This window comes from Streptomyces sp. 2-1 (assembly GCF_048564895.1).
Classification (GTDB): Bacteria; Actinomycetota; Actinomycetes; order Streptomycetales; family Streptomycetaceae; genus Streptomyces; species Streptomyces phaeochromogenes.
The window spans coordinates 469,336-493,560 of the sequence record NZ_CP183383.1 but is presented as its reverse complement, the minus strand read 5'-3'; the positions used below and the strand labels follow the sequence as shown (position 1 = coordinate 493,560).

Here is a 24,225-nt window from a genome sequence, read left to right as displayed (position 1 = left end):
GCCGCATGAGCGCTTTGAGCCAAGCAACCCCGCCCCTGAAAGCGACCCCGACTCTGAGTCGCGCACGTCACTCACTCGCCCCCTGGGCCCGGATCACCGCACTGACCGTGTGCGCCCTGCTGACGCTGGGCCCGGTCATCTGGACCGTCGCCACCTCACTGCGCACTCCGGCCCAGTCCTTCGACCTGCCCCCGCAGATCATCCCGACGCACCCGACGACCGAGGCCTACCGGGGGGTCTTCCAACAGATCGACGTGTGGCTGCTAGCCCTGAACTCCACGCTGGTGACGGCGCTGATCGCCGTCGGCCAGATGATCACGGCGGGCCTGGCCGGATACGCCTTCGCGCGCCTGGAGTTCCGTTTCAAGAAGCCGCTCTTCGGCCTGGTCCTGGCGACCATGATGGTGCCGTTGCAGGTCACCATCGTGCCGGTGTTCCTGGTGCTGAAGTCGATGAGCCTCACCGACACGCTCCTCGGACTGATCATCCCGGCCTTCCCGACCGCCTTCGGCACCTTCCTGATGCGCCAGTACTTCCTCGGTATGCCGAAGGACCTGGGCGAGGCGGCCATGCTGGACGGCGCGGGGCCCTGGCGGATCTTCCGCTCGGTGTACGCGCCGCTGGCCACACCCGGCCTGGCGATCGTCGGCGTACTGGCCTTCAACTACCACTGGAACGAGTTCTTCCGCCCGCTGATCCTGGAGACCTCCAGCCAGAACTACACGCTTCCGCTGGGTCTGGTCTCCCTCCAGGGCAACCTCGGCACCGGGTCCATCTCGGTCGTCCTGGCCGGGGTCGTGCTCTCGATGCTTCCCGCCGTCGCCGTGTTCGTCGTCGGCCAGCGCCCTCTGCGCGAGGGCATCACGTCCGCAGGAGTCAACCGTTGAGCAATGACCCCAACGCGCCGCGTTTCAGGGTCCGTCCGCCCGCCGGCTGGATCAACGACCCCAATGGGCCGTTCCGTTGGCGGGACCGCTACCACCTCTTCTACCAGCACAACCCAGACGCACCGGTGCACGCGAACGTCCACTGGGGTCATGCCTCCAGCACCGACCTCGCGCACTGGGAGCACCACCCGATCGCGCTCCCCCCGACACCCGGCGGCCCCGACGAGGCCGGCTGCTGGTCGGGCTGCGTGACCGACGACGACGGCACACCGACCGCCGTGTACACGGGAGTCGACCATGCCCACACCGGACTCGGCACCATCTGCCTGGCCCGGGCGGCGGACCCGGACGACGACCGGCTGACCGAGTGGAAGCCGCTGCCGACGCCGGTGGTGGCAGGGCCGCCGCCGGGACTGGACGTGGTGATGTTCCGCGACCCGTTCGTCTTCCGCCTCGCGGACAGGCGCTGGGCCCTCGTCGGCGCCGGGCACGCCGACGGCACACCGTCGGTCCTGCTCTACGACTGCGACGACCTGACCGACTGGCGGTTCGCCGGTGTACTGCTGGAGGGCAAGGACCCGGTGGCCGCGGGCGCGTTCGGCGACAAGTCGGTGGGTTGGGAGTGCCCGCACCTGTACGAGACAGCAGGCGGCGACCACGTACTCCTGGTGTCTCTATGGGACGGAGACCCCTGCTCCACTGGGTATCTGACGGGCCGTCTGCAGACCGATGGCCAGGGCGCGTTGAGGTTTGTGCCACGTGCAGGCGGCCGACTTGACCAAGGACGGGACTTCTACGCTCCTGCCGTGCTCCAGGAGCCGGACCGCGCACTGCTGTGGGGCTGGTCGTGGGAGGCCCGCCCGCAGGAGGAGGTGGACCGGGCCGGATGGGCAGGTGTACTCACCGCGCCACGGGTCGTCGACGTCCACCCCGACGGTTCACTGCGGGTGAGTCCGGCCCCGGAACTCGACCTGCTGCGCCCGGCCGAGCCGTTCGTCACCGCCCCGGGCCGGGTTCCGCTTCCATACACGTACGACCTGACGGTCACCGCACGCGAACCGACCACGGTGAGCCTGCTGCGGGACGCGTCGGGCCGGGAGCTGACCGTCCGGGCGGACCCTGCCTCGGGGACCGTCGTCCTCGACCGCGGCGCCTGGCCCCGGACCGGCAGGGAAGGCTCCGCCCCGATCACCGTGCAGGTGCCGAAGGCGCCGGAACTCGCACTCCGGCTGCTCGTCGACGGTTCGCTCCTCGAACTCTTCGTCGCGGAACGGGCCATGGTCACCGAGCGCGTCTACCGGCGCCCCGGTGACATCGCCGAGCTGGTCGTCGACGGGCCCGGTGCCCGGGTCACCGGGTGGGCGCCGGACCCACGGAGGCGCGGCTGACCACAGGGCAGGCCAGGCGCCGGACGGTCGCGGGCGGCGTACGGTCGGCTTCGATGGCGTCGAGGAGCAGCCGGGTCGCCGCCTCGCCCATCGCCCGGTGCGGCAGCGCGACCGAGGTGAGCGGCGGGGTGAGGAACGCGGCCATGTGCTCCTGGTCGTCGTAGCCGACCACCGACAGATCGGCGGGCACGTCGATGCCGAGCCGGGTCGCGGCGTGCAGGACGCCCGCCGCGACCCGGTCGTTGTAGCACAGGACGCCGGTGGGGCGACGGCCCGGCTCGACCCCGTCGAGCAGGCGCAGCGCCCCCGCGTACCCTGCGGAGATCTCCCCGCCGCCGCGCACGATCCACTCCGCGGGCACGGTGACGCCCTCGGCGCGCAGCGCGTCCCGGAAGCCGCGGGTACGTTCCACCGAGGCGATGTCGTCCAGACCGCCGATCACGGCGAGCCGGCGGTGGCCCGCACCGAGCAGCAGCCGGGCCGCGGTACGGCCACCGGCGCGCTCGGCGGGGACCACGGCGGGCAGGGAGTCGTCCTCGGGCAGGCAGTTGGCCAGCACGGAGTGGGTGCGGCGCAGGCCCTCGGGGACGCGGACCCGGCGCAGTGACATGGCCGCGTAGATGATGCCGTCCACGCGCCGGTTGAGCAGTTCCGCGACGGCCGCGTCCTCCTTGGCCGGGTCACCGCCGGAGTCGACGGTGAGGACGAGATGGTCCCTGTCCCAGGCGGTCTCCATGGCGCCGCGCAGCAGCCGGCCGGCGAACGGCGAGGACGCGATCTCGTCGGTGACCAGCCCGATCACGGCCGTACGGCGGCGGCGCAGACCCCGGGCCACCGGGTCGGGGCGGTAGCCCAGCTGGGCCGCGGCCTGCCGGATGCGTTCCTGGGTGGCGGGTGAGAGGTTGCCCTCGGCGCGGCCGTTGAACACGAAGGACACCGCGGTGTGCGACACGCCGGCGATCCGGGCGACGTCCCGTGACGTCGGGCGCCCGGTGCCCGTGTTCCTGCTCTCCTCGGCACCGCCCACGCCGTCCGCCGCCCTCACCCAGCCCGTCCCTGTCGATCTCCGTCCACCCTATCCGCGGGGAGCGCCACGGCACACGGGAGATCCTCAGGGCGTCGCGGCGTGGGTGTCCGATGTGATCACCGGATTCCCCCGACTGGCGCCCTCGCTGAAGGTGACGTCTTTGGCCCACGGAGCTAGAGAGCGATGAGACCAGCTGTCGTCTCCTTGAAGCCGCAGGCGTCGAAATAGAACGAACGCAGGTGCTCCTCGAAGTCGACGTGGAGCCACTCGCACTTCGCAGTACGGGCTTCGCGGGCCGCGGTCGCGACCAGGGCGGCACCGATACCGCTCGCCCGGCGATGCCATGCGACCACTGTGTCCAGGATAAAGGCATGGACGCCCCCGTCCCAGGCGACGTTGACGAAGCCGATCAGCGAGCCGTCCTCCCAGGCGCAGACCCAGCCGAGACTGTGGCGTTCGAGTCGTTCTCGCCAGTCGGTCCGAGCGACCGGGTGGCCGAAGCCGTCAGCGTGGAGCGCGTTGAGGGCAGCGTTGCCGAAGTCACCCCGCCACTCGTACTTGATCGTCACCGCCCGATCGTAATGTCCGTCTTGCTGGCCGTGCCAATGCCAATGCCTGGGTGCGAGGCCGACGAGGTGCCGGAGCGGGATCGGGCTTGATGTGTGGGGTCGGTTCAAGCCCTGTTGGGCACAGGTCTCGTCCCCGTTGGGCATGAATGGCGGTTTCGCCGGGTCGATCCGGACGATTGCGGGTCCCGGAGGAACGGACCCATACTGTGGCGGGTCGTACGGGGGGAGACCGGCGAGTTGAGCGGGAGACGTGCGCCTACCGCAGTGCGTGGAACCGCGCACCATGGCCTGGTACTGGGCGCCGCGGGCCTTGCGGTGCTGCTCGCTGCCACCGTACTGGCCGCGCTCGCGGCGCTCACCGAGAAGGCCGTCGAGGGCGGGATACAGCGGCGGCTGGCCCGTGACCCGGGGGCGGTGGTCGAGGTCTCCGGAGCGTACCGGCCGCGCGGCGCGGGAGAAGTCGATGGTCTCGTACGCGCTGCTGTCGACCGCGCCTTCGGTGGCGTGCCGCATCACACCTGGTCCGCGTTACGGGTCCCGGCCAGCCGGTCCGCCGCACTCAGCGTGACCGAGGCGGACGGCCGCAGGCGGGACGACGCTGTCGTCACTCTCGTTGCCCTCCAGCAGCCGCAGCGGCATGCCGAGTTGGTGGCGGGGCGCTGGCCGCGGGCGGGCGGTGGTGATGGGGCGGTGGTCGAGACCGCGGTGAGTGAAGTGTTCGCCGCGGAACTGGCGGTGCGGCCCGGGGACGAACTGCGGGTGCAGCCCGACAGCGGTCGGCAGGTCCGGATGAGGGTGGCCGGGCTGTACCGGGTGGGCGGCCGTAGCCCGGCCGTCTGGGCAAGCCTGAGTCCTACCTTCAGGTCGGCCGAGTCGATGGTGCTGGTGTCGCGTGATGCGCTTGCCGCGGTGCCGGATCTGACCAGGGACGCCGATGCGCTGTGGCTGGGTGTGCCGGACGTCGGCGGGCTTGGGCTCGGTGACATCGGGCCGTTGCAGCGGCGTGCCGACGCGTTCGGCGGCAGTGACGTTTCACTGTCCGTCTTCCGCGGTGCTCCGCCCACGGCCGAGCTCAAGGCCAGGTCCACGCTCGACAACGCGCTCGACGACCTGACAACGCCGATCGCGGTGGCGCGCGCAGGCCTCTACATTCCGGCGACGCTGCTCGCTGCCCTGGCTGTGGCTGCTCTCGTGCTCACTGCGCGTCAGCTCGCCGAGCACCGTCGTGCCGAGCTTGCGTTGCTCGCCGCGCGGGGTGCCGGAACGTTACGGCTGGCTGTGGCAACGGCGTTGCAGTGGGCGGTGGTTGCGGTGCCGGCGGGAGTGGCCGCGCCGTTCCTTGCCGGTCCGCTGCTGCGTCTTCTGGACGGGGCCGGTCTGATTCCCGGCGATGTGCCGGCGACGGCGACCTTGGCGGCGGGCTGGGTGGCCGCACTGCTGGCTGTCGTGGTGCACGGTACGGCGTTGCTGTGGCCGACCATACGGACCGTGCGGGACCGGCAGGCGGTGCGCAGACTCCGGCTGCGTCTGGGACGGTTCGCGGGGGCGCAGCGGCTGGGTGCGGATGTGGCGCTGGCCGCTGTGGCGATGCTGGGCTGGCTGCAGTTGCGGCAGTACCGCTCGCCGGTCACCGGTGGGGGAGTCGACCCGGTGCTGGTGCTGGCTCCTGTGGCGATGACGTGTGCGGCGGCGTTGCTGGTGCTGCGGGCGCTGCCGCTGGCCGCGCGGATCGCGGATCCCCTCGCGCGGCGCGGCACCGGACTGGTCCTGCCGCTGGGGGGCTGGCAGATCGCGCGGCGTGCTGCGCGGCACGCCGGTCCCGCGCTGCTGGTGACACTCGCCCTGGCCGTCGCCGCGCTGAGCAGCACCGCACTGGCCATCCTGGACCGTGGCGACCACGACCAGGCGGTGTTCAGAGTCGGCGCCGACCTGCGGATCCTCCCCGGCGAGCGGCTCGCGACCGCCGAGCGGCGCGCCGCGTACGGCGCACTGCCGGGCGCCGGGGCGGTGACTCCGGTGGTGGAGGCGAACGGATACCTCGGCCAGAGCTGGGTCACCGTCACCGGTGTCAACACCGCACGCGGCCCAGCCCCCGCCCTGCGTCCCGACCTCAGTGACCGGCCGGTGTCCGAGCTGGTCGCTCCGTTGGGCCGGAACATTCCCGTCCACGGGCTGCCGTTGAGTGGTGCGGCGGGTGAACTCCCGTTGCGTGTGCGGCTGTCCGCCGACGGGCCCGGCACCCCGGTGCCCCTCACGCTCACCGTGCACTTCATCGACGCCGACGGTCTCACCCGAGCGAGCGAGGCCGTCCTCAAGGACACCGATGGTGAGGCCCGTACCGTGCGCCTGAAGGTCCCGGTCGCCGGCGAAGGCGCACGGATCGTCCAGCTCGGAGTGAGCATGACCGGCGAGAGGGTACGGCGCACGTACCATCTCGCCGTCGACCGCGTACCCAGCCTCACCCGGCCTTCTGCCTGGCACGATCTGCGTACCGACGCCCCGGACCGGAAGATCGCCGGATGCCCTGATGCGAAGGCGCGTCGGCTGCCGGGCACTGCTCCGGGGCCGGTGCTGTGTTCCGACCGGTCGGCGCCCGGCACGCTCCTGGACGCGGTGCTGCGCGGGCCGGACACCACGCTCAAGTACCCGACCTGGAGCATGCGGTTGGGCACCGACCGCGCCAAGGGGAGTCCGCCTGTGCCCGCGCTGGCCGACCGCACGCTGCTGTCCTCGGGTGTGGCCCGGGTGGGGGACACGGTCACGGTCCAGCGCGCCGGTGGAGGCACCGCCCGCATCAAGATCGTAGGGAAGATCGATGCGGTGCCGGGAGCGGACCGTGACCGGCCGCGGCTGCTGGCCGATTCCCGGGCGCTGGCCGCCCAGTTCGTGCTCGGCGGAACCCTGCCTGCTGCCGAGTCCGCCTGGTGGGTCGCCGCCGAGAACGGAGACGCGACGGCCGCGCTCAGGGCTGTGCGTGCCGATCCCCGTCTGGGTACGGCTGTCGACGTGCCGCAGATGCGAGCTCGGCTGGCCGCTGACCCGTTGCGTCAGGGGGCACGCGGGGCACTGACCCTGTGTCTGGTCCTGGCGCCCGCGTTCGCGGTCGTCGGTTTCACCCTGCATACGGCACTGTCGGTACGGGCCAGGACGCGGGAGTTCGCGTTGCTGCGGGCTTTGGGTGTGCGGCGTGGGCAGTTGGCGGCGTATCTGTGGACGGAGCAACTGGTGCTGGCCGCGGTGGCGGCGGTGCTGGGCACGGTGCTGGGGACCGTGCTGGCCGCACTGGTGATGCCGGTGGTGACGGTCGATGACACCGGCAGGCCGGTCTACCCGGGGCTGCTCACCGACGTGCCCTGGGCGCGGGTGGCCCTCACGGCGGGGGCGACGACGCTGGTGATCTGCGCGGTCGTGACGGTCGCCGCCCGCTTTTTGGGGCGGGTCGATCTGGCGCGGGTGCTGCGCGCGGGGGAGGACCGGTGAAGGTGAGGCGATCGGTACGGCCGCTGCGCTGGGTTGCTGTGCGCGAGGTGCGCGCCGATGTGCCGTTGCTGGTCTGCCTGGCCGTGCTGGTGGCGCTGCTCACCGCGGTCGCCGCCGCGGGTCCCGGACTCCTGGACCGGCTCGCCGGGCGGGCTCTGGCCTCGCGGCTGGAGCAGGAGCAACAAGTGGAGCCCGGCATTCTGTTCAGCGCGCGGTTCGAGCCGGCGGACAGCGCGGACGCCGATGCCTGGGCCAGTGACCTGGCCGAGGACCTGCTCCCGGTCACCGAGGTGATCGCCAACGCGGCTCCCGATGCCCTGAACGGCGGCCTCGTGCACGACTCGACGCGGGTGGAGCTGCCGTTCCTGCGCACCGTTGTGGGAGCGGGGGAGGCGGGTCTGGGCCTGGTGTATGCCTCCGACGCGCCGGGCCGCGGGGCCTACGTGGAGGGGAGGCCGCCTGCCCGGAGCGGTAAGCGGGTCGAGATCGCCGTCTCCACCCGGACTCGCGACGCGCTGAAGCTGCGGCTGGGGCAGAAACTCCCGCTCAGCCCCGGCGCGTTGGAAAATGTCCAGGCCACCGCCGTGGTCGTCGGGTTCTTCACCACGGACGGCGTCGGCACCAATGGCGGCGACGCGGAGGGGGCCGGCACCAAGGGCGCTGATGCCACGAGCGGCGGCGCGAAGGCCGCCAGCGCTGAGGGTGGGGACCGGTTGTGGCATGAAGTGCCGTTGCTGGCGGGCCCTTCGAGGTTTCCGCCGCGTAGTGCTGCCGGGCTGGACTGGGAGGCCCGTGCGTTGGTCGCACCCGGTACCGTCACGGCTCTGCAGGCGCAGGCCGGGGCGGTGCTGACGGTCACGTGGGGAATGCGCCTGGATCTTGATGAGGGGACCGCCGCACGGTTCGCCGGTGATCAGGGACAGGGGGAACTGCAGCGGCTGTTGGTGCGATACCCGGACGACGCGCGGTCCGTCTTCTGCGGTGACATCGCCGACTTCGGCGGCATGTTCTGCGAGATCGGCCCGCACCCGGCCTCCACCCTGCAGCACAGCACGCATCTTCCCGACGCGCTCACCGACTTCGGCCGGCAATGGCGCCAGGGCCGTGTGGTGATCTCCTTCGCGCTGGCGTCCCTGCTCGTCGTCGGTTTGCTCGCCGCCGCGGTGACGGCGCTGCTCGCGGTGCGCCGCAGCCTGGACGCGCATCGGCTGCAGCGTGCCCGCGGCGCCTCCGCGACAGGACTGGCGCTGGCGAGGGCGGTCCACACGGCGCCGGCTGTGCTGCTCGGGCTCGTGGCGGGCATCGCCGCCGCCCGGTCGCTGCCCGGCCCTTCGCCCGCCTACGGGCAGGCGCTGCTGGTGGCCGGGCTGGTCTGGCTGCTGCTGCCCGCTCTCACCTGGCATGCCCTGCGCGACCGTTCCGCGCGTACCGGAGACGGGTCTGCCCCGTTCTCGGCGGGCCGCCGCCTGACTGCCGAGGCAGTGGTCCTGCTCCTGGCCGCGGCCGGTGTCGCCGCGCTGCGGACAAGAGGCACGGCTGCCGAGGCCGGGCCGGACCCGCTGCTGGCCGCGGTGCCTGCGCTGCTGGGACTGGCCACCGTCGCTGTTCTGGTGCGCTGCTATCCGCTGCCGGTACGGATCCTGGCGCGCATGTCGGCCCGGCGGCGCGGTGTGGTGGCACTGATCGCGCTGTCCCGGGCCGCGAAGGAAGCGCCCGCCCGGGCTCTCGCCCTGCTGGTCCTGGTGGTGACCTTGGCCGGAGCGGTGTTCGGCGGCTTCGTGGCCGGGACACTGGCGGAGGGGCGCCGTGAGGCTGCCGGATGGCAGGTCGGCGCGGACGCCTCCTACCTCGGCGCACAACGCAGTCCCGCCGTCGCCGAGCGGCTGGCACAGGTGCGCGGGGTACGAGAGACCGTCAGTGTCCGGCAGTTGCGCGTGGACCCGACGAGCGCGACGAGCGGCAGCCGGTACGGCATCGCGAGCCTGGTCGGCATCGACGGCGCTCGTCTGCGGGCGGCAGCGCCCCATTCGCCCGCGGCCCGCGCTCTGGACGCCGCCGGGCTCACCGGCCCGCGGTCCGGTACGGGCATCCGGGTGCTGGCCACTGGGGCCCGCGCAGGCGACCGGCTCACCGTCACCTTGCACGGCAGGAAAATGGACCTGCGCGTCGCCGGCCCCCTCCCCGACGACGTACTCCAGGACCCGGCACTGGGCCCGGTCCGCGGCACGACACCGTCCAGAGAACGACTGCTGCTCGCCGACAACCGTGACCTGACGGCGATCGGGGCCAGCGACTACGAGGGCTCCTCGCTGCTGCTGTACGGCCCACACCTGGACGTACAGACCCTGCGGTCCCTGGTGCCGCGCGCCGGACACGACACGGCCGTAGGTGAACTGCGTATCCGCTCCGAGGAAGAGGCCGACGCCGCGGCCGACGGCATGATCAGCGTCCTGCGGGCCGCGCACACCACGTGCACCGCACTCGCCGTGCTCCTGGCCCTGCTGGCGCTGGTCCTTGAACTGCTGCTGTCCGCCGAGGCGCGCGGCCGCACCACCGCCTACCTGCGCACGCTCGGCCTGGGCGGCCGGGCCACCACCGGACTGCACTTCCTGCAGCTGCTGCCGATGGTGGTGGCGGCGGTGGCGGGCGGCACCGCGCTGGGCCTGACACTGCCCGCGCTGCTCGGCCCCGCCCTGGACCTGCGGGAGTTCACGGGCGGACCCGCCGCCCCCACACCGCACCCCGACCTGCTGCTGACCGCTGCTCTGGGCGCGGGCCTGGGCATGCTGGTCGTGGTGGCGGTGGGTGTGGAGACCTGGATCGGACGGCGCCGCGGGCTCGGCGCGGTCCTGCGACTGGGGAGGAACGGTGACTGACCCTCACGCCGGCGACCTGCGCCAACTGGAGGACAGAGCCCGCGAGTCCGTCCGCCCACAGGCGGACGAGGGGCTCGTCGTATGCGACAACCTGGTCCGCGTCTACCGCACCGACGAGGTCGAGGTGCAAGCCCTCCAGGGCCTGGACCTGGTGGTCGAGGAGGGCGAGTGCACGGCACTCGTCGGCGCGTCCGGATCCGGCAAGTCGACCCTGCTGTCCATCCTCTCCGGACTCGACCTGCCCACCGCGGGCCGCGCCAGGGTCGCGGGGCACGACCTGCTCGCGCTGGGGCGGCGAGAGCGGCTCGGCTACCGCCGCCGCACCGTCGGCTTCGTCTGGCAGCAGACCGGCCGCAACCTACTGCCCTATCTGACCGCCCTGGAGAACGTGGCACTGCCCATGAAGTACGTACGTGTGCCGCGCCGTCAGCGTGCCGCACGCGCCGCCGAACTCCTCGACGTCCTGGGTGTCGCCTACTGCCGCGACCGGCGGCCTGCCGAACTCTCCGGCGGCGAACAGCAGCGCGTGGCCGTCGCGGTCGCCACGGCCAACACCCCGCAGGTGCTGCTCGCCGACGAGCCCACCGGTGAGTTGGACACCGCCAGCGCCGAGGAGGTGTTCGCCGCGCTGCGCCGCGCCAACGAAGAACTGGGTGCCACCGTCCTGGTGGTCACCCACGACCCCCTGGTCTCCGGGCAGGTCCGCCGAACGGTCCGCATCCGCGACGGCCGCACCTCGACGGAGACTTTGCGCGGGCCGGGCGGCGGGGGAGCGGAGGAGTACACGGTCCTGGACCGCGCGGGCCGCCTCCAACTGCCCCGGGACTACGTGGAGCGCTACGGCCTGAGCGGCCGCGTCCGCCTGACCGAGGAACCGGACCACGTGGGGGTGTGGCCCGACCGCACCGAACAGGCGCCTGACCCCGGTCCCGATCTGTGATGGCTCTACAACGGGAATTTGATGCTGGTCAGCTCCTCCGAGAGGGACCACAGGCGGAGTTGGAGGGCCGCGTCGTAGGACTGGGGGCTGGAGCGGACCGCCTTCGGGTGGCCCTTGCTCTGCTGGAAGCCGCGTGGGCCGTAGTACTCGCCTCCGCGTACGTCCGGGTCGGTCGCGGCGCGCAGTACGGGCAGGGCCCCCATTTCGGGCGACTGGAGGAGCAGCGGCCGGATCGCCGCGAAGGCCGTGCGTGTGAGAGGGGAGGAGTGGGACATCGCGCTCCGGGAGCCGGTGGTGTCCGCGCCGCCCGGATGGGCGGCGACCGCGAGGGGGCCGCTTGCGGGCAGTCTGCGCTGGAGTTCGTAGGTGAACATCAGGTTGGCAAGCTTGGAGTGCCCGTAGGCGGCGGTCCGGTCGTAGGGGCGTCTCCGCCAGTCGAGGTCGTTGAGATCGATCGGGCCACCCATGCGGTGTCCCGCGCTGCTGACGGTGACCACACGGGAGGCGGGGGAAGCGGGCAGCAGGTCCAGCAGCAGTCCGGTCAGAGCGAAGTGCCCCAGGTGGTTGGTGCCGAACTGGAGCTCGTAGCCGTCCGCGGTCGTGCTGCGCGGGGTGTACATCAAGCCCGCGTTGTTGATCAGCGTGTCGATCCGGGGGCAGGTGCCGCGCAGTTCCTCTGCCGCGGCGCGGACCGATGCGAGTGAGCTGAGGTCGAGCCGCTGGACGCGTACCTGCGCCGCCGGTGCGGCGAGGGTGATTTCGTCCGCCGCTCGGTTGCCCTTGTCGGTGTCCCGTACCGCCAGGACCACGGATGCGCCGCGCAGGGCGAGCGCCTTGGCCGTTTCGAAGCCGATGCCGGTGTTGGCGCCGGTGATCACGGCGGTGCGGCCGTGCTGGTCGGGGATGTCGCGGGCTGTCCAGCGCGCGGGCTTCGAATGGGTCATCGGTTCCTCCGGGTGTCGTGCGCGAGCTCGGCCGCTGAGGGGGCAGGGCGGCGACTCCGCGCAATGGTGAATGCCATTTACCTCTGGTAAATAGTGTTAACCTTGGAGCCATGGCAGTCAAACGGCGTCCCACCGGAACCCACCACGGAGACCTGCCCAATGCGCTGGAGGAGGCCGCGCTCGCCCTGGTGGGCGAGCGCGGTCCGTACGGATTCACCCTCGCCGAGGCCTGCCGGCGGGCCGGGGTGAGCGTGTCCGCTCCGTACAAGCACTTCGCCGACCGGGAGGCCCTGCTGGCTTCGCTGGCCCTGAAGGGCTACCAGGAGCAACGGAGCCGCTACCGCACCGCGCTCGCCGCGCACACGGCCCCGGCCGAGCAGCTGGCGGCCTTCGCCGTCGCCTACGTACGGTTCGCCGCCGAAGAGCGCGCCCTCTTCGACATCACTTTCCTGGCCGGCCTGGACAAGAGCCGGCACCCCGAACTGGCCGAGGCGGGACGCGCCCTGCATGACGACCTGATGCCCGTCACCAGCGAGATCGCCCCTGAACCGGACGAGGCGTTCGAGCTGCTCGTCCAGGTCGCCGCGGCAGCTCACGGACTGGCCCTGTTCCAGCAGCAGGACATGCTGCCCGTCCCCTGGAACACCTGCTCCTCCGTCGAAGAGCAGGCTGCGCGCGCCGCCCGCGCCCTCGCCGGCCGGCACGCCCACTAGCTTCGGAGACCTCCATGTCCACCACTCGCAGTGATTTACACCGGGCTCTCGACCGCATCGGCAAGGGCAAGCACGTCAGCTTGACCACCTTCCGCCGCAACGGACAACCGGTTCCCACACCCGTCGGCAGTCTCGTGCACGACGGAACCCTCTACGCGCTGACACCGCCGGACTCCGGAAAGGCCAAGCGGATCCGCGGCAACCCGCAAGTGACCATCGCCCCCTGCGACATGAAGGGCACCGTTCCTGCCGACGCACCCACCGTCGCGGCCACCGCGCGGCTCTTGGATCCCGCGGAGACCGCCCGTGTCCAGGTAATGATGAAGCGACGATTCCTCATGTACCGCCTCGTGCACCTCATCGACCGGATCGCGCGCCGCGAACGCCGACTCGTCGCCATCGCGATCAGCACATGAGCAGCGCACACCTCAGGACGAGGTCTGCGTCCACGACGAGGCGCTCTCGCAACTGCGGGGCCGGTCGTCTTCTGGTACCAGCTGTTACCATCCGGGTATGGCGAAGTCACAGAAGGGCTGGCGCGTCGACGACGAGATCGCGGAGCTGGCCACGGCCCGGGCCAAGGATCGCGGCATGAGCGTCGGCGACTACATCGCTGCTCTCGTGCGAGAAGACGTCGGCGGGCTGCGTCAACGAGGCGTGGACGCGGCGAGGCGCTTCCTCGACGAGCACCAGGCGGTCTTCGACGACGTCGAAGACGCCGACCGTCGCTCATCGGGGGCTCACGCCGCCTGATGGACCTGTACATCGATGTCCCCTGGATCCTGCAGGTTGCGGAAGTCGCGGGTGCGGCGGATCCCGCCCCCGACGACTACGGGGTCCCCGTGGCTGCGGTTGCCTGTCACCGGGCCGAACTGCTGGAAACACCTGTCTATGAGGGCCCCTACGCCCGCGCCGCCGCGCTGGTGCACATCCTCGGGCGCTGCCGCTGGCTGGAGCGCTCCAACATGGCCGTGGCCGCCGCGACGGGCGTGATGTACCTGGAGGCCTCCGGGATCCCGGTCAAGCCCACTCGCGAGAACGCCGTCGCCCTCCGCGACATGCTGCGTGATCCCGCCTGCACTGCCGCCAGGATCGCCGCCTTGCTGCGTACTTGGCCCCAGGTCACCTGATCGGGTCTGCCTCACTGGTGTGACGGACTGAGATACCGCATCTCACAGCCGGGCTGATCCAAACGACGGCCTTAGCACTGCGTCGAGGAAGTTCCACCGATGAGTTTCCGGCGGTCGTGCCGTCTACCCTTCGACGAAGGGAGCGCACCATGCGCGAGATCATCGTTTGCACGTTCCTGACGCTGGACGGCGTCATGCAGGCGCCGGGCGGTCCGGACGAGGACGCCGAGAGCGGCTTCGAGTACGGCGGCTGGCAGAAACCGGTGACCGACGACGAGGTCGGCGCGGCCATCGCCGGTTGGTACGAGCCCGCCGACGCGATGCTGCTCGGCCGCAAGACGTACGAGATCTTCGCGTCGTACTGGCCGACCGCCGATCCCGACAACCCGTTCACCGATCGGATGAACAGCATGCACAAGTACGTGGCGTCTCGGACCCTGACGTCCGTCGAGTGGCAGAACTCCACGCTGCTGGAGGGCGACACCGTCGATGCCGTACGCAAGCTGAAGGCGTCCGACGGCGGCAACATCAACGTCGTCGGCAGCGGCGACCTCGCCCAGACCCTCATGCGGCACGGCCTCGTCGACGAGTACCGGCTGACCATCCATCCGGTGATCATCGGCACCGGCAAACGGCTGTTCGCCGACGGAGCGATCCCCGCTGCGCTGGAGCCGGTCAGCGTCTCGACGACGAAGGGCGGCACCATCGTCGGCACCTACCGGCCGAACGGCAAGCCCAGCTACGACAGCTACTAAAGGGCGTCGAAGGGGCGTCGAAGGGGTGGTACGGAGTCTGATGCGGGCGCATGGCCCTCGAGCTCCGTGACCGGACGGGGGCGGCGTGCAGGATAGGCGTCGCCACTCCCCGTGCTGTCCTGGTACAGGACCGGTTCTTTGCGCGGGCCAGGCAAGTGTGGATGTGTCGGCAGTTTCCTTGGCCAGTCACATGCCGAGCACCCGTCGGGTCTCGGCGGCGATCTGCTGTGTCTCGCCGGTTGCGACCACGATGACCGGGACACCACTCCCCGCCCGATCGATGCGTCGGAGGCCTTCCCGCAGCAAATCGTCCAGTTCGGGGACGAGCAGCCCGCCTCCAATACCGAGAACAGTCAGGGCCAAGCAGATCTCCTCGCGTACCTCGGGTTGGTCTTCGCCGATCTCCCCGGTGAAAACCAGTGCGTCCAGCCGGTCCAGCGAGGCGGCCATCGAGGCGATGCCCCTGCGGCAGCTGAGTGTGAACGTCAGCTATTGAAGCTCTCTGTAAGTCTCCGCTGGCCTTGATGTCCTTGATCTGCGCGTTGGCCGAGCGGTTGATCATGATGGCCGCTCGGACCTCGCCATCGTCGCCACCATCCGCTCCAGGCGGGCCAGCCGGGTCTTCTCGGTGCGGGCGGTGACCAGGCGGAGGTACAGGGCGAACTGGTCGGACTTGCTGAGCGTCTCGTAGAACGCCCGCGCGGCCGGGTTCGCGTCGAGCGCCTCGACGAGATCCGGCGGCGCGGTGGCGTTCTTCTGCGAGGCGTATGCCGTCTCCCAGCGGCCGTCCGCCCGCGCCGCCTCGATCTCGGCGAGGCCGCGGGGACGCATCAGGCCTGCCGCGATCAGGGCCTCGGCCTTGTCGACGTTCACCTGCGACCAGGCGGAGCGGGGGCGGCGGGGTGTCGTGCGCTGCAGGAAGTACGTGTCGTCAAAGCCGCGCCGCAAACCGTCGATCCAGCCGAAGCACAGCACCGTGTCGACCATCTCGTCCCAGGTGAGCGAAGGGATGCCGGTGTGCTTCTTGGCGATCTTCACCCAGAGCGCGGTCCGTTCCCCGTGATACGCGTCGAGCCAAGCCTCAAGCTCGGCCGGGCTCGAGGGGACAAGGATCTCGACGCCGTCCTCGTATTTCTGCATAAACCGCAGACTAGAGGCCCGGTAGGACAGAATCTGACCTACTCGAGCGCACTGCTCAGGTGACCTGCTCAAGCGGCACACGCCGGGGCCGCGAGTTCCTCGAGCCGGCGCGGATCAGCGTCGAGGAACCGGCCGTCCACGTGCACCACGCGGCGGCCGGTGAGCTCGGCCTGCTGGGCGGCATAGCGCACCAGAGAGGACTTGCCGATGCCGCCGGGACCGTACATGTACGCCACGAGTGGAGCGTCCGCCGCGCCCACAGCATCCGGTCGAGGACCGCCCGCTCCGGCTCTCTGCCCACCAGGGCTCCGGCTCGAGCCTGCGCCAGTCGGCCCGCCAGGCCCGCCGCTCCCAATCCAGGTTCCTCTCTGGATTCCGTCGTGTCTTCAGCGCCGCGTTCTTCAGCCCCGTTCTTCATCGGCGACGGCCCGCGGCCGGCCCGCCATCTCGCCGAGCACATCATGAGCCGGGTCGAGCAGTCCGCGAACCTCGACCGGGGGACCGACCCTGCCGCCCGACTGATCATGCTCGTCCTGGTCCGCTGCGGTCTCCGGGGCTCCGACGCCTGTCGAGTCCTTATGCTCCGCCTTTGCGGCGGCGGGGCGCGGCCGAGCGAGGCGGCGTCGAGCGCATGTGGTCGCGCACCGGCGCCAGCAGGCCTGCGAGAGCCTTGGCGTCGTCGCGTGAAAGCGGCTCGAACAGGAGGCCGCTGACCACCTCGACGTGACCTGGCAGCACCTTCGCAAGCAGCTCGCGCCCGGCATCGGTGATGGTGACGGTGATGCTCCGGTCGTCCTCCGGTGAGGGGGCACGGACGACCAGACCCTCCTTTTCGAGCAGGCCTACCTGGTAGGTCAGGCCACTGCGGCTGTAGACGACGCCGTCGGCCAGGTCGGTCATGCGGTGGCTGCCCGTCGGCGAGTCTCCGAGGCGGGCCAGCAGTTGGAACTGCACGTAGCTGAGATCACCGGTCTCGCGCAGCTGCTGCTCGACCGCATGCCGGAGCAGGCTGGCCACCTCGACGAGGTCGAAGTAGGCGCCGAGCTGCACGGGGTCGAGCGACGGCGGTGAATCAGGCATGACCGGAGTCTACTGCTTCGAATTCGAAGAGTGTGGCGTGCCGCCGTAGCAGCCGGCAGAGGCGGAGATGGAACTGACCGCCCCGCGAATTCCGGTGCTGTCCCTGTCGGGTGGATTGGGCGGACGCGGGTCCCATGGGCCCGATGTCGTGACCTCGTGAGTGCACGGTGTGGGCAGTGTTGGGCCCGACTGAGCACCGCAGAAGATGGAGATCGGGCAGTGGCGCGGCGCAGGGTTGCGGAAAGCAGGACGGCGCCGCCGCCCACGGATCCCGAGGACCGGCCATGAGCATCCCCTACCTCGCACAACGTGAGGACCAGCAGCAACTCGAGTGGATCGGCGGGAGTCTCTTCAGCGTCCTGCTCGACGCCGAGGCGACCGGTGGGCAGCTGACCGTCGGCCGCTTCGACGTCAGCAAGGGCGAAGCGCCGCCGTTCCACGTGCATACCAACGAGGACGAGGTCTTCCTGCTCCTGTCCGGTTCGGCGCTGGTGTGGGCCGGCGACGAGGAGCACGAGTTGCGGGAGGGCGGCATCGTCTTCCTGCCCCGGCGCATTCCGCACGCCTACCGCATCACCTCCGAGAAGGCAGACCTACTGCTCATCTCGACTCCCGGAGCGCTGGAGAAGATGTTCCGCCACGCGGGCCGTGACCTTCGTGAGCCACGACCGGAAGGCTTCGAGATCCCCGCGCAGCTGCTCGCCGAAGCCGCGGAACGGTCCGGCAATGTCATCCTCGGCCCTCCCCGGTGACGGCACCACAGCCCGGCCGCAGGGGGCAAGTCATGAGCACGATGCCGGGATGAGCACCGGCGCGTGGAGTCCGGTGTCCTTGGCCGTCGTGAGCGCCGGTGTCGGCCATCCGCATCCGACTCGCCTGCTCGCGGACTGGGTCGCGGAGGCTGTGTGCCGGTCACTGGCGGCGGGCGGTGCGCGCGCCGAGGTGGAGGTGCTGGAGCTGCACCGGCCGACCGCCGACCTCGCCCGGCACACCGCCCAGGGCCGCGCAAGCCTCGATCTGCGGGAGGCGATCGCGGCGGTCGTGGGGGCCGACGGGCTCGTGGTGGCGACCCCGGTACTCACCGCGTCCCCGAACGAGGTGTTCGACTCGTTCCTCGCCGCCCTCGGGGGCAGAGTCCTCTCCGGCATGCCGGTGTTGCTCGCGCTCAACAGCGGCACTGGCCGACAGTCACCCGACGTTGCGCAGGTGATACGCGGGTGCCTGACCGACGTGCACGCCGACCCCGTGCCCACGGTCGTCGTCGCGTGCCCCGCCGACTGGCGGGCCACGGCTCACGGTGACGCGGCGCGGCTGCGCGCCTGCATCGACCAGGCCGCCGCCGAACTCGCCGCGGCGATGCGCTCGCACCGGCAGTAGCCGACAGCACTTGCTTCGAATTCGAAGCAGAGGTAGCGTAGGCAACAGTTGCTTCGAATTCGAAGCAATGTGGATCGCAATGAAGGTGAGAACCGAAATGAAGGCAGTACGTTTCCACGAGTACGGCGACCCCGGCGTCCTGCGCTATGAGGACGTGGAGCAGCCCGTCCCTGGGGCCGGTGAGGTCCGGATCCGCGTCGCCGCGACGTCGTTCAACGCCGTCGACGGGAACATCCGTGGCGGCTTCATGCGTGGCCCCATCCCGGTGGTGCTGCCGCACACTCCCGGCATCGACGTCGCCGGCACGGTCGACGCGCTGGGCGAGGGCGTGGACGGCATCGCGGTCGGCGACGACGTCATCGGCTTCCTGCCGATGGACGGGAACGGCGCCGCCGCGCAGTACGTCCTCGCGCCGGCCGGTGTCCTGACGCCGGCTCCCAAGAGCGTCCCGCTGCCAGACGCCGCCGCACTGCCGATCGTGGGCCTCACCGCGTGGCAGGCGCTGTTCGACCACGGCAAGCTGACGGCCGGGCAGCGCGTGCTGATCAACGGCGCCGGCGGAGCGGTCGGCGGCTACGCCGTGCAACTGGCCAAGGGAGCCGATGCCCACGTGATAGCCACGGCCGGCCCGCGCAGCAGCGAGGCGGTCAAGTCGGCCGGCGCCGATGAGGTCATCGACCACACCACCACCGGGGTGACCACGGCGGTGACCGAGCCGGTCGACGTCGTGCTCAACCTCGCGCCGGTCGACCCGGCCGAGCTGGCCGCGCTCGTCACGCTGGTCCGTCCGGGCGGGGTCGTGGTGAACACGACGGTGTGGATGCCCGCGCCGTCCGACGAGGAGCGCGGCGTGCGCGGCATCGACCTGTTCGTCCGCAGCGACGCCGACCAACTGGCGCGGCTCGTAGCGCTGGTCGACCGCGGGGAGCTGCGTGTCGACGTCGCCGAGCGGGTGCCGCTGGCCGAGTTGTCGGCGCTCCACGCCCGGGCCGCCGAAGGCGCGGTGCACGGCAAGGTCATCGTCGTCCCGCCTGTCGCTTGACGCCGATCCTCCACCGAATGGAAAGGGCCATGGCACTCGGTCTGGATCCCGAAATCGCCGAGGTGCTGGCCCCGATGGCCGGCGCGATGGCGGACGCCACACCACCGGCAGTGGGGGACATCGCGGCGCGGCGTCTGTCCGTGCGAATAGGGCGACTGCTGACCAGGCCGAACCCGGTCGATACTCACCACGTCAGACATCCTCTCCTTGCTTCGAAGAGCTCGTGACAAGGTCATGTTGCTGACATGGAATCGGCGCGACCCGAGGACCAGATCCAGCTGTGAGAACCGGCTTGCACCGGGCATTGTCAGGGGTATCGGGCACACTGCGCCGTATGAACTCGGTGACCGCGCACGACTACGCCTGGATCCGCACCTCGCCGCTCTTCCGCCACGCGATGGAGAGCGGATACACCCTGACACTGATTCAGGGGCGGACCCCGCGCGAGGTGCTGCGCGCGATGGCGGCGGAACCGCGCGGCACCGGGGAGGGAACGGCCGGGCTGATCGAGGCGGATGACGCCCACCGCGCCGAGGTGGACCACGACTACTGGGACGAGTCCTACGTCGCGGGCGCCTTCAGCACTCCGGGCGAGAACGGCGACTGGACACTCGTCCTCGGCTTCGACGGGGGCCTGGGGATCGCGGGCGCGTGCGTGGAGGCGCTGTCGCAGGGCGGCCGGGTCGTGGCCCACTCGACCAACGGCGGCAAGCCCATCCACCTCTTCCACTGGTTCGAGGACGGTGAGCTCCGTACGACGTTCGAGGGCCCCTCGTCGCGCGACGGCAACACGCCCGATGAGCTGGTTCCCATGCTGCGGGAAGTCGGCTTCCCCCTGACTCCCGGGGGAGAGCACGACGAGAACGCCCCGGACGTCGACCGGAAGGCGGCGGTCCTCGCTCTGGCCGAAAGACTCACCGGCATACGCGTCACCGAATCCCTCCTCCAGGGCGCGACGTACGAACTGGGACTTGTCCCCGAACAGCCCGCCGAGGAATGGACCGGTGTGGTCATCGACATCACCGATGCCAACGGGGAGCGCCTGTACAGGGAATGGACCTACGAGGAGATCGCGACGGCGTCGGACCGCGCCCGGGCGGAGGTAAACGCGCCGGTCGTCATCACCCGCAACGAGCCGTCGGCCATGGATCGTTCGGAACATGAGACGGGTGAGTAGCGAGCGGGCGCGTGGAGGGTGCCCCGGCGCACTCGCCGCCCTCTACAAGGCTCTGGGCTGAACCAGCCGCCTTCCTCATGACTTCGCTCCGCTCACCGGCCTGAGCGGGGCGAGGACGCGGTGCCCTCAGCTGCCGGAACGGGCCCGCCATGGCCCGGTTTCGCACGAACCTCGACCGTGCGCAGCCGTGTCGGCCGAATGTCGTCTGTTCGCGGGTGTGTGCATGCCAATAGCCTGTGCGGCCTTCGCGTTCTGGGGGGTCTCATGAACGGTCTCCGTGCGGTCATTGCCTGCCTTGTGATCGTCTGTGCCGCGGTGGTGTCGCCGGCTGCGGCTGCGACACCGGCCGCGTCCGCGGCTGCGAGGCCGAGCTGGTCTGCGCTTCCGGTGCCGGCGGCGGCCCCGCCGGTGACCGTGTTGGATCTCGCCGCCCGCGGGCCGGGCGAGGCGTGGGCAACGGGGTACGAGCAGGCCGCTGATGGACTGAGGCCGATGCTGTACCGGTGGGACGGCGCGGCGTGGAGCCGGGACATCACCTTCCCCGGCGTCGGTGAGCTGGGGTGGCTCGGCAAGGTGCAGTTCGTCGGCGAGGAGGTGTGGATCTTCCACAACAGCGCGGGGGCGGGGGAGATCCTGCGCCGCTCGGCGGGAGGGTGGAGTGCCGTTCCGTTGCCGCAGACTCTGTGGACCTACCAGGACTTCACCGCGGTGCCCGGTGCCGCGTGGGTGGTCGGTGAGGACGACACCGGGCTGAAGGTGCTGCACTACGACGGCTCCACCTGGACCACACAGGCCACCCCGGACGGTGTGATGTACCTGATGGGGATCACCGCGCGTACTGCCACCGACACCTGGGCCTGGGCGGACACCAGCACCGGGACCACCGTCCTGCGCTGGGACGGCACGGCATGGCGGGACGCGCAGGTGTTGCTGCCGCCGAACAGCAACGTGCACACGATCCTGCTCGAACCGTCCGGCCGGGTCACGATCGGCGGCAGCCAGTACACCGACGGCGTGGCCCGCACCTACTTGATGACCTTCAACGGGCGCGCCTGGCGCACCACTTACCCACCGCTGGGCGACACCTACACCGAGGCGATGGTGCGCGGCCCGGACGGCGCGTTGTGGCTGCCGGTGCGCAGCGACCGCGCGTTCCAGTCGAAGTACGCACGGGTGGACGGCACCCGCACCACCTTCTCCTACGGCCCGGAGCGCACGAACGCGATCGACGTCAAGCCGCGTGCACTGGCGAGGGCCGGGTCCTCGCTGCTGTCGTTCGGGACCGTGGAGATCTACGGCTCGAAACCGAACCTGATGAGCGAGCGGCTGGGAGGCTGACCATGGCACGCCGACTTCCTACGGCACGCCGACTTCCTACGGCACGCAGACTCTTGGTCGCGGCCCTCGCGGGCGCCCTGACCATCATGGCCGTCATGTCCTCGGCCGCGGCGGAGACCCTGTCCTGGCATCACGTTCCGGTCCCGGCACAGGTACGCCCGCAGGCGGCGCTGCGGTGGGGTAAAACGGAAAGCGCGCGGGGAAAAAAAACCGCGTCTGGGGCGGCCGCGGGCGCGCGCGCGCGCGCCCGGCTGGGGGGCCGGGGGGGGGGGGGGGGGGGGGCGGCCGGGGGGCCGGGGGGGGGGGGCGCGCGCGCGCGCGCGCGCGCGCGCGCGCGCGCGCGCGGCGGGGGGGGGGCGGGGGGGTGCGCGCGCGCGCGGGGGGGGGGCGGGGTGCGCGCGCGCGGGCGGGGGCGCTAAAAAAAAAAAAAAAAAAAAAAAAAAAAAAAAAAAAAAAAAAAAAAAAAAAAAAAAAAAAAAAAAAAAAAAAAAAAAAAAAAAAAAAAAAAAAAAAAAAAAAAAAAAAAAAAAAAAAAAAAAAAAAAAAAAAAAAAAAAAAAAAAAAAAAAAAAAAAAAAAAAAAAAAAAAAAAAAAAAAAAAAAAAAAAAAAAAAAAAACACACACACACACACACACACAAAACACACACACACACACACACACACACACACACACACACACACACACACACACACACACACACACACACACACACACACACACAACGAGGCCGTGGCGTTCGGCCCGGACCGCGCGTGGGCGGTGGGTGCCGACGCCGTTGGTCGCGAGGCGCCGGGCTTCCCGCTGGTGCTGCGCTGGGACGGAATCGCGTGGCAGCGCCAGAGCCTGCCGGGGATCGGCTGGCAGGGCGAGTTGCTGTCCATCGCCGCGACCTCACCGACCGCGGTCTGGGCGGTCGGCCGCGACTCGGCGGGGGGTGCCCACCTGCTCCGCCATGACGGCAACTCCTGGCACGAGAGTCGGCCTCCGCGCGGTGTCGTGCTGAGCAAAGCCGTCGCAGGCGGCGGTGAGACCTGGCTGATCGGTTCGCGGGACGGCGTGCAGGTATTGCTGCGCTGGGACGGCCGTGGCTGGCGGGACGTGCCGGTGCCGCCGGGATCCGTGTCCGGCCTGCACATCTTGGCGGCCGACGACGTCTGGGCCGCGGGCGCCACCGACTCGGGTGCTGCCGTGTCGCACTGGAACGGGCAGGCGTGGCAACAGACGATCGTGGATGGATTCCCGCGGTCAACCGTGAGCAGTGTGCTGGCGGTCTCGCCGACGGAGGTCTGGGCGGGCGGCACGGCCGGGTTCGTCGGTGGCCCACCGGGCCGGCCGATTCCGCCGCTGCTGGTCCGCTTCGACGGGCAGGCGTGGAGCCACGTGACGGTGCCCACCGACTTCGGCTCGATCAGCTCACTGACGCCCGCCACGTCCGGTGCGCTGGCCTGGATCTCGGTCGCCCGCTCGCAGAAGTGGGGCCCGCCAGGCAGCAACCCACCGTTTGTCCCCGGGCCGGACTTCCTTGCCTGGAACGGACAGTCGTTCACCGAGTACAGCGAACCGGCCGTGGCCGGGGAGGGAGACTCCTCGGTGCTGCGACTGGCGCCGGTGCCGGGCACGACGACGGTGTGGTCGGTCGGCCGCGCCGGCGGCCCCGAGGGCACCTTCGCCCCACGCATCCTGCGGTTCGGCTGAGACGACGAACAGGACTCTGCCCGAGGACCAGGCGTGGACTGTGCCGAAGGGTTGCCGCCCCCTGCCTGTATCCAGTCATCGTCAAGCAGACCGGAGCCAGACCAGCAATCTTCGTCAAGCAGACCGGAGCCGGACCAGCAATCTTCGTCAAGCAGACCGGAGCCGGACCAGCAAGACGGTTACACGCGCGAGGCCATCGCGGCGGGCCAGGCGCGATCGGTGGCACTGGCACGGAAGTGGCGTGATGTCGCCAGTCGGCGGGGTGAAGCAGATGCAGAACTCTCCCCGTCCACGGGGAAGATGGGACCCTGGCTTTTCAGGTGGTGAACGCGCGATTCGGGGGAGCGTGGATGAGCGAAGTACGGATCAGCGTGGGCAGTGCTGCGGGCGCCACCGCCCTGACCGGGTGGCTGCGCCGTGATCCGTCGACTGCTGCTTCAGCGGCGCCGCCGTCGAAGGGGGCATGAGCGCCCACGAGACGCTGCTTCCCCGAGGAGGGACCGTCGACCCGGGCCATCGCACACCCGTCGTCCCGAGCCGCCCGAATGAGCCGTGCCGAAAGGCTTGTCCGCTCGGACGGCGCGCGGGAGCAGGGCGCGGACAGTGACGCGGCGAGGCTGCCGTCACAGAACTGAGCAGCCTGTAGCCGTCCTCAGCCGTCCGC

At 70.4% G+C, this 24,225-nt stretch carries 24 protein-coding genes; 16 read left to right on the top strand and 8 right to left on the bottom strand.

The annotated features are described in order from the left end of the window. Window positions 1-5 precede the first annotated feature (5 nt). Both ACN20J_RS02425 and ACN20J_RS02420 read left to right on the top strand, forming a co-directional pair. Window positions 6-887 carry a carbohydrate ABC transporter permease gene (locus tag ACN20J_RS02425; protein ID WP_419665049.1) on the top strand — a complete coding sequence of 294 codons (882 nt, stop codon included), beginning with the start codon at window positions 6-8 and terminating at the stop codon, window positions 885-887. Beyond that, on the top strand, window positions 884-2,275 hold the full coding sequence (locus tag ACN20J_RS02420; RefSeq protein WP_419665048.1) for a glycoside hydrolase family 32 protein: 1,392 nt from the start codon (window positions 884-886) through the stop codon (window positions 2,273-2,275). Before ACN20J_RS02425 ends, ACN20J_RS02420 begins: the two co-directional genes overlap by 4 nt. Here the strand turns inward: ACN20J_RS02420 and ACN20J_RS02415 are convergent. Both ACN20J_RS02415 and ACN20J_RS02410 read right to left on the bottom strand, forming a co-directional pair. Then, entirely contained in the window at window positions 2,238-3,302 is a 1,065-nt protein-coding gene (locus ACN20J_RS02415; protein ID WP_419668816.1) for a LacI family DNA-binding transcriptional regulator, read from the bottom strand. The genes ACN20J_RS02420 and ACN20J_RS02415 overlap by 38 nt on opposite strands. Window positions 3,303-3,475: 173 nt before the next feature. Continuing rightward, window positions 3,476-3,871 carry a GNAT family N-acetyltransferase gene (locus ACN20J_RS02410; RefSeq protein WP_419665047.1) on the bottom strand — a complete coding sequence of 132 codons (396 nt, stop codon included), beginning with the start codon at window positions 3,869-3,871 and terminating at the stop codon, window positions 3,476-3,478. A 264-nt stretch (window positions 3,872-4,135) separates the two neighbouring features. Here ACN20J_RS02410 and ACN20J_RS02405 point away from each other — a divergent pair, with 264 nt between their 5' ends. The 3 genes from ACN20J_RS02405 to ACN20J_RS02395 are packed head-to-tail and all read left to right on the top strand — an operon-like array spanning window position 4,136 to window position 11,167. Continuing rightward, window positions 4,136-7,351: an FtsX-like permease family protein gene (locus tag ACN20J_RS02405; RefSeq protein ID WP_419665046.1), complete on the top strand. Its 3,216-nt coding sequence runs from the start codon at window positions 4,136-4,138 to the stop codon at window positions 7,349-7,351. Continuing rightward, complete coding sequence (locus ACN20J_RS02400; protein WP_419665045.1) at window positions 7,348-10,227, top strand: hypothetical protein; 2,880 nt, start codon at window positions 7,348-7,350, stop codon at window positions 10,225-10,227. The genes ACN20J_RS02405 and ACN20J_RS02400 overlap by 4 nt, the downstream gene beginning before the upstream one ends. Further along, window positions 10,220-11,167 (top strand): ABC transporter ATP-binding protein, encoded by a 948-nt coding sequence (locus ACN20J_RS02395; RefSeq protein ID WP_419665044.1) that lies wholly within the window; start codon window positions 10,220-10,222, stop codon window positions 11,165-11,167. The genes ACN20J_RS02400 and ACN20J_RS02395 overlap by 8 nt, the downstream gene beginning before the upstream one ends. A gap of 5 nt (window positions 11,168-11,172) precedes the next feature. On the opposite strand, the gene ACN20J_RS02390 is transcribed toward ACN20J_RS02395, so the two are convergent. Continuing rightward, a complete protein-coding gene (locus ACN20J_RS02390) occupies window positions 11,173-12,111 on the bottom strand; it encodes an oxidoreductase (RefSeq protein WP_419665043.1) in 939 nt (312 codons plus the stop codon). A 110-nt stretch (window positions 12,112-12,221) separates the two neighbouring features. Here ACN20J_RS02390 and ACN20J_RS02385 point away from each other — a divergent pair, with 110 nt between their 5' ends. The 5 genes from ACN20J_RS02385 to ACN20J_RS02365 all read left to right on the top strand — a co-directional run bounded on the left by ACN20J_RS02385 (window position 12,222) and on the right by ACN20J_RS02365 (window position 14,709). Continuing rightward, a complete protein-coding gene (locus ACN20J_RS02385) occupies window positions 12,222-12,824 on the top strand; it encodes a TetR/AcrR family transcriptional regulator (protein ID WP_419665042.1) in 603 nt (200 codons plus the stop codon). A gap of 14 nt (window positions 12,825-12,838) precedes the next feature. Then, the gene (locus tag ACN20J_RS02380) at window positions 12,839-13,240 is read left to right on the top strand and encodes a PPOX class F420-dependent oxidoreductase (RefSeq protein ID WP_419665041.1); all 402 of its coding nucleotides are present in this window, start codon (window positions 12,839-12,841) and stop codon (window positions 13,238-13,240) included. A 97-nt stretch (window positions 13,241-13,337) separates the two neighbouring features. Then, complete coding sequence (locus ACN20J_RS02375) at window positions 13,338-13,577, top strand: hypothetical protein (RefSeq protein WP_189844351.1); 240 nt, start codon at window positions 13,338-13,340, stop codon at window positions 13,575-13,577. Further along, entirely contained in the window at window positions 13,577-13,954 is a 378-nt protein-coding gene (locus tag ACN20J_RS02370) for a fic family toxin-antitoxin system, toxin component (protein ID WP_362303023.1), read from the top strand. Before ACN20J_RS02375 ends, ACN20J_RS02370 begins: the two co-directional genes overlap by 1 nt. A 149-nt stretch (window positions 13,955-14,103) precedes the next feature. Further along, complete coding sequence (locus ACN20J_RS02365; protein WP_419665040.1) at window positions 14,104-14,709, top strand: dihydrofolate reductase family protein; 606 nt, start codon at window positions 14,104-14,106, stop codon at window positions 14,707-14,709. Between the two features lie 186 nt (window positions 14,710-14,895). On the opposite strand, the gene ACN20J_RS02360 is transcribed toward ACN20J_RS02365, so the two are convergent. From ACN20J_RS02360 to ACN20J_RS02345, 4 genes are all read right to left on the bottom strand, one after another. Beyond that, on the bottom strand, window positions 14,896-15,198 hold the full coding sequence (locus tag ACN20J_RS02360; protein WP_419668815.1) for a hypothetical protein: 303 nt from the start codon (window positions 15,196-15,198) through the stop codon (window positions 14,896-14,898). A 69-nt stretch (window positions 15,199-15,267) separates the two neighbouring features. Further along, window positions 15,268-15,849, bottom strand: coding sequence for a YdeI/OmpD-associated family protein (locus tag ACN20J_RS02355; protein WP_419665039.1), 582 nt, complete (start codon window positions 15,847-15,849; stop codon window positions 15,268-15,270). A 68-nt stretch (window positions 15,850-15,917) separates the two neighbouring features. After that, window positions 15,918-16,085 carry a hypothetical protein gene (locus tag ACN20J_RS02350; RefSeq protein ID WP_419665038.1) on the bottom strand — a complete coding sequence of 56 codons (168 nt, stop codon included), beginning with the start codon at window positions 16,083-16,085 and terminating at the stop codon, window positions 15,918-15,920. Between the two features lie 340 nt (window positions 16,086-16,425). Then, window positions 16,426-16,929: a MarR family winged helix-turn-helix transcriptional regulator gene (locus tag ACN20J_RS02345; protein WP_361902482.1), complete on the bottom strand. Its 504-nt coding sequence runs from the start codon at window positions 16,927-16,929 to the stop codon at window positions 16,426-16,428. A 284-nt stretch (window positions 16,930-17,213) separates the two neighbouring features. Here ACN20J_RS02345 and ACN20J_RS02340 point away from each other — a divergent pair, with 284 nt between their 5' ends. The 5 genes from ACN20J_RS02340 to ACN20J_RS02320 all read left to right on the top strand — a co-directional run bounded on the left by ACN20J_RS02340 (window position 17,214) and on the right by ACN20J_RS02320 (window position 21,863). Then, window positions 17,214-17,681 carry a cupin domain-containing protein gene (locus ACN20J_RS02340; RefSeq protein WP_419665037.1) on the top strand — a complete coding sequence of 156 codons (468 nt, stop codon included), beginning with the start codon at window positions 17,214-17,216 and terminating at the stop codon, window positions 17,679-17,681. 49 nt (window positions 17,682-17,730) lie between these two features. Continuing rightward, entirely contained in the window at window positions 17,731-18,306 is a 576-nt protein-coding gene (locus ACN20J_RS02335) for an NAD(P)H-dependent oxidoreductase (protein WP_419665036.1), read from the top strand. Between the two features lie 97 nt (window positions 18,307-18,403). Then, on the top strand, window positions 18,404-19,348 hold the full coding sequence (locus ACN20J_RS02330; protein WP_419665035.1) for an NADP-dependent oxidoreductase: 945 nt from the start codon (window positions 18,404-18,406) through the stop codon (window positions 19,346-19,348). A 334-nt stretch (window positions 19,349-19,682) separates the two neighbouring features. Next, window positions 19,683-20,525, top strand: coding sequence for a DUF6461 domain-containing protein (locus tag ACN20J_RS02325; RefSeq protein WP_419665034.1), 843 nt, complete (start codon window positions 19,683-19,685; stop codon window positions 20,523-20,525). Between the two features lie 264 nt (window positions 20,526-20,789). Then, window positions 20,790-21,863 carry a hypothetical protein gene (locus ACN20J_RS02320; protein ID WP_419665033.1) on the top strand — a complete coding sequence of 358 codons (1,074 nt, stop codon included), beginning with the start codon at window positions 20,790-20,792 and terminating at the stop codon, window positions 21,861-21,863. A 93-nt stretch (window positions 21,864-21,956) separates the two neighbouring features. Here ACN20J_RS02320 and ACN20J_RS02315 read toward each other — a convergent pair whose 3' ends face one another. After that, window positions 21,957-22,493, bottom strand: coding sequence for a hypothetical protein (locus ACN20J_RS02315; RefSeq protein ID WP_419665032.1), 537 nt, complete (start codon window positions 22,491-22,493; stop codon window positions 21,957-21,959). Window positions 22,494-22,595: 102 nt separating this feature from the next. Here ACN20J_RS02315 and ACN20J_RS02310 point away from each other — a divergent pair, with 102 nt between their 5' ends. Continuing rightward, window positions 22,596-23,561 carry a hypothetical protein gene (locus tag ACN20J_RS02310; protein WP_419665031.1) on the top strand — a complete coding sequence of 322 codons (966 nt, stop codon included), beginning with the start codon at window positions 22,596-22,598 and terminating at the stop codon, window positions 23,559-23,561. Window positions 23,562-24,225: the final 664 nt, after the last annotated feature.

Bases quoted from the DNA above. Each gene is read 5' to 3' on its own strand.
- ACN20J_RS02345 (WP_361902482.1), bottom strand. From the start codon at position 16,929: ATGCCTGATTCACCGCCGTCGCTCGACCCCGTGCAGCTCGGCGCCTAC.
- ACN20J_RS02370 (WP_362303023.1), top strand. From the start codon at position 13,577: ATGGACCTGTACATCGATGTCCCCTGGATCCTGCAGGTTGCGGAAGTC.
- ACN20J_RS02390 (WP_419665043.1), bottom strand. From the start codon at position 12,111: ATGACCCATTCGAAGCCCGCGCGCTGGACAGCCCGCGACATCCCCGAC.
- ACN20J_RS02375 (WP_189844351.1), top strand. From the start codon at position 13,338: ATGGCGAAGTCACAGAAGGGCTGGCGCGTCGACGACGAGATCGCGGAG.
- ACN20J_RS02330 (WP_419665035.1), top strand. From the start codon at position 18,404: ATGAAGGCAGTACGTTTCCACGAGTACGGCGACCCCGGCGTCCTGCGC.
- ACN20J_RS02340 (WP_419665037.1), top strand. From the start codon at position 17,214: ATGAGCATCCCCTACCTCGCACAACGTGAGGACCAGCAGCAACTCGAG.
- ACN20J_RS02325 (WP_419665034.1), top strand. From the start codon at position 19,683: ATGAACTCGGTGACCGCGCACGACTACGCCTGGATCCGCACCTCGCCG.
- ACN20J_RS02385 (WP_419665042.1), top strand. From the start codon at position 12,222: ATGGCAGTCAAACGGCGTCCCACCGGAACCCACCACGGAGACCTGCCC.
- ACN20J_RS02355 (WP_419665039.1), bottom strand. From the start codon at position 15,849: ATGCAGAAATACGAGGACGGCGTCGAGATCCTTGTCCCCTCGAGCCCG.
- ACN20J_RS02425 (WP_419665049.1), top strand. From the start codon at position 6: ATGAGCGCTTTGAGCCAAGCAACCCCGCCCCTGAAAGCGACCCCGACT.
- ACN20J_RS02320 (WP_419665033.1), top strand. From the start codon at position 20,790: ATGAACGGTCTCCGTGCGGTCATTGCCTGCCTTGTGATCGTCTGTGCC.
- ACN20J_RS02335 (WP_419665036.1), top strand. From the start codon at position 17,731: ATGAGCACCGGCGCGTGGAGTCCGGTGTCCTTGGCCGTCGTGAGCGCC.
- ACN20J_RS02365 (WP_419665040.1), top strand. From the start codon at position 14,104: ATGCGCGAGATCATCGTTTGCACGTTCCTGACGCTGGACGGCGTCATG.
- ACN20J_RS02380 (WP_419665041.1), top strand. From the start codon at position 12,839: ATGTCCACCACTCGCAGTGATTTACACCGGGCTCTCGACCGCATCGGC.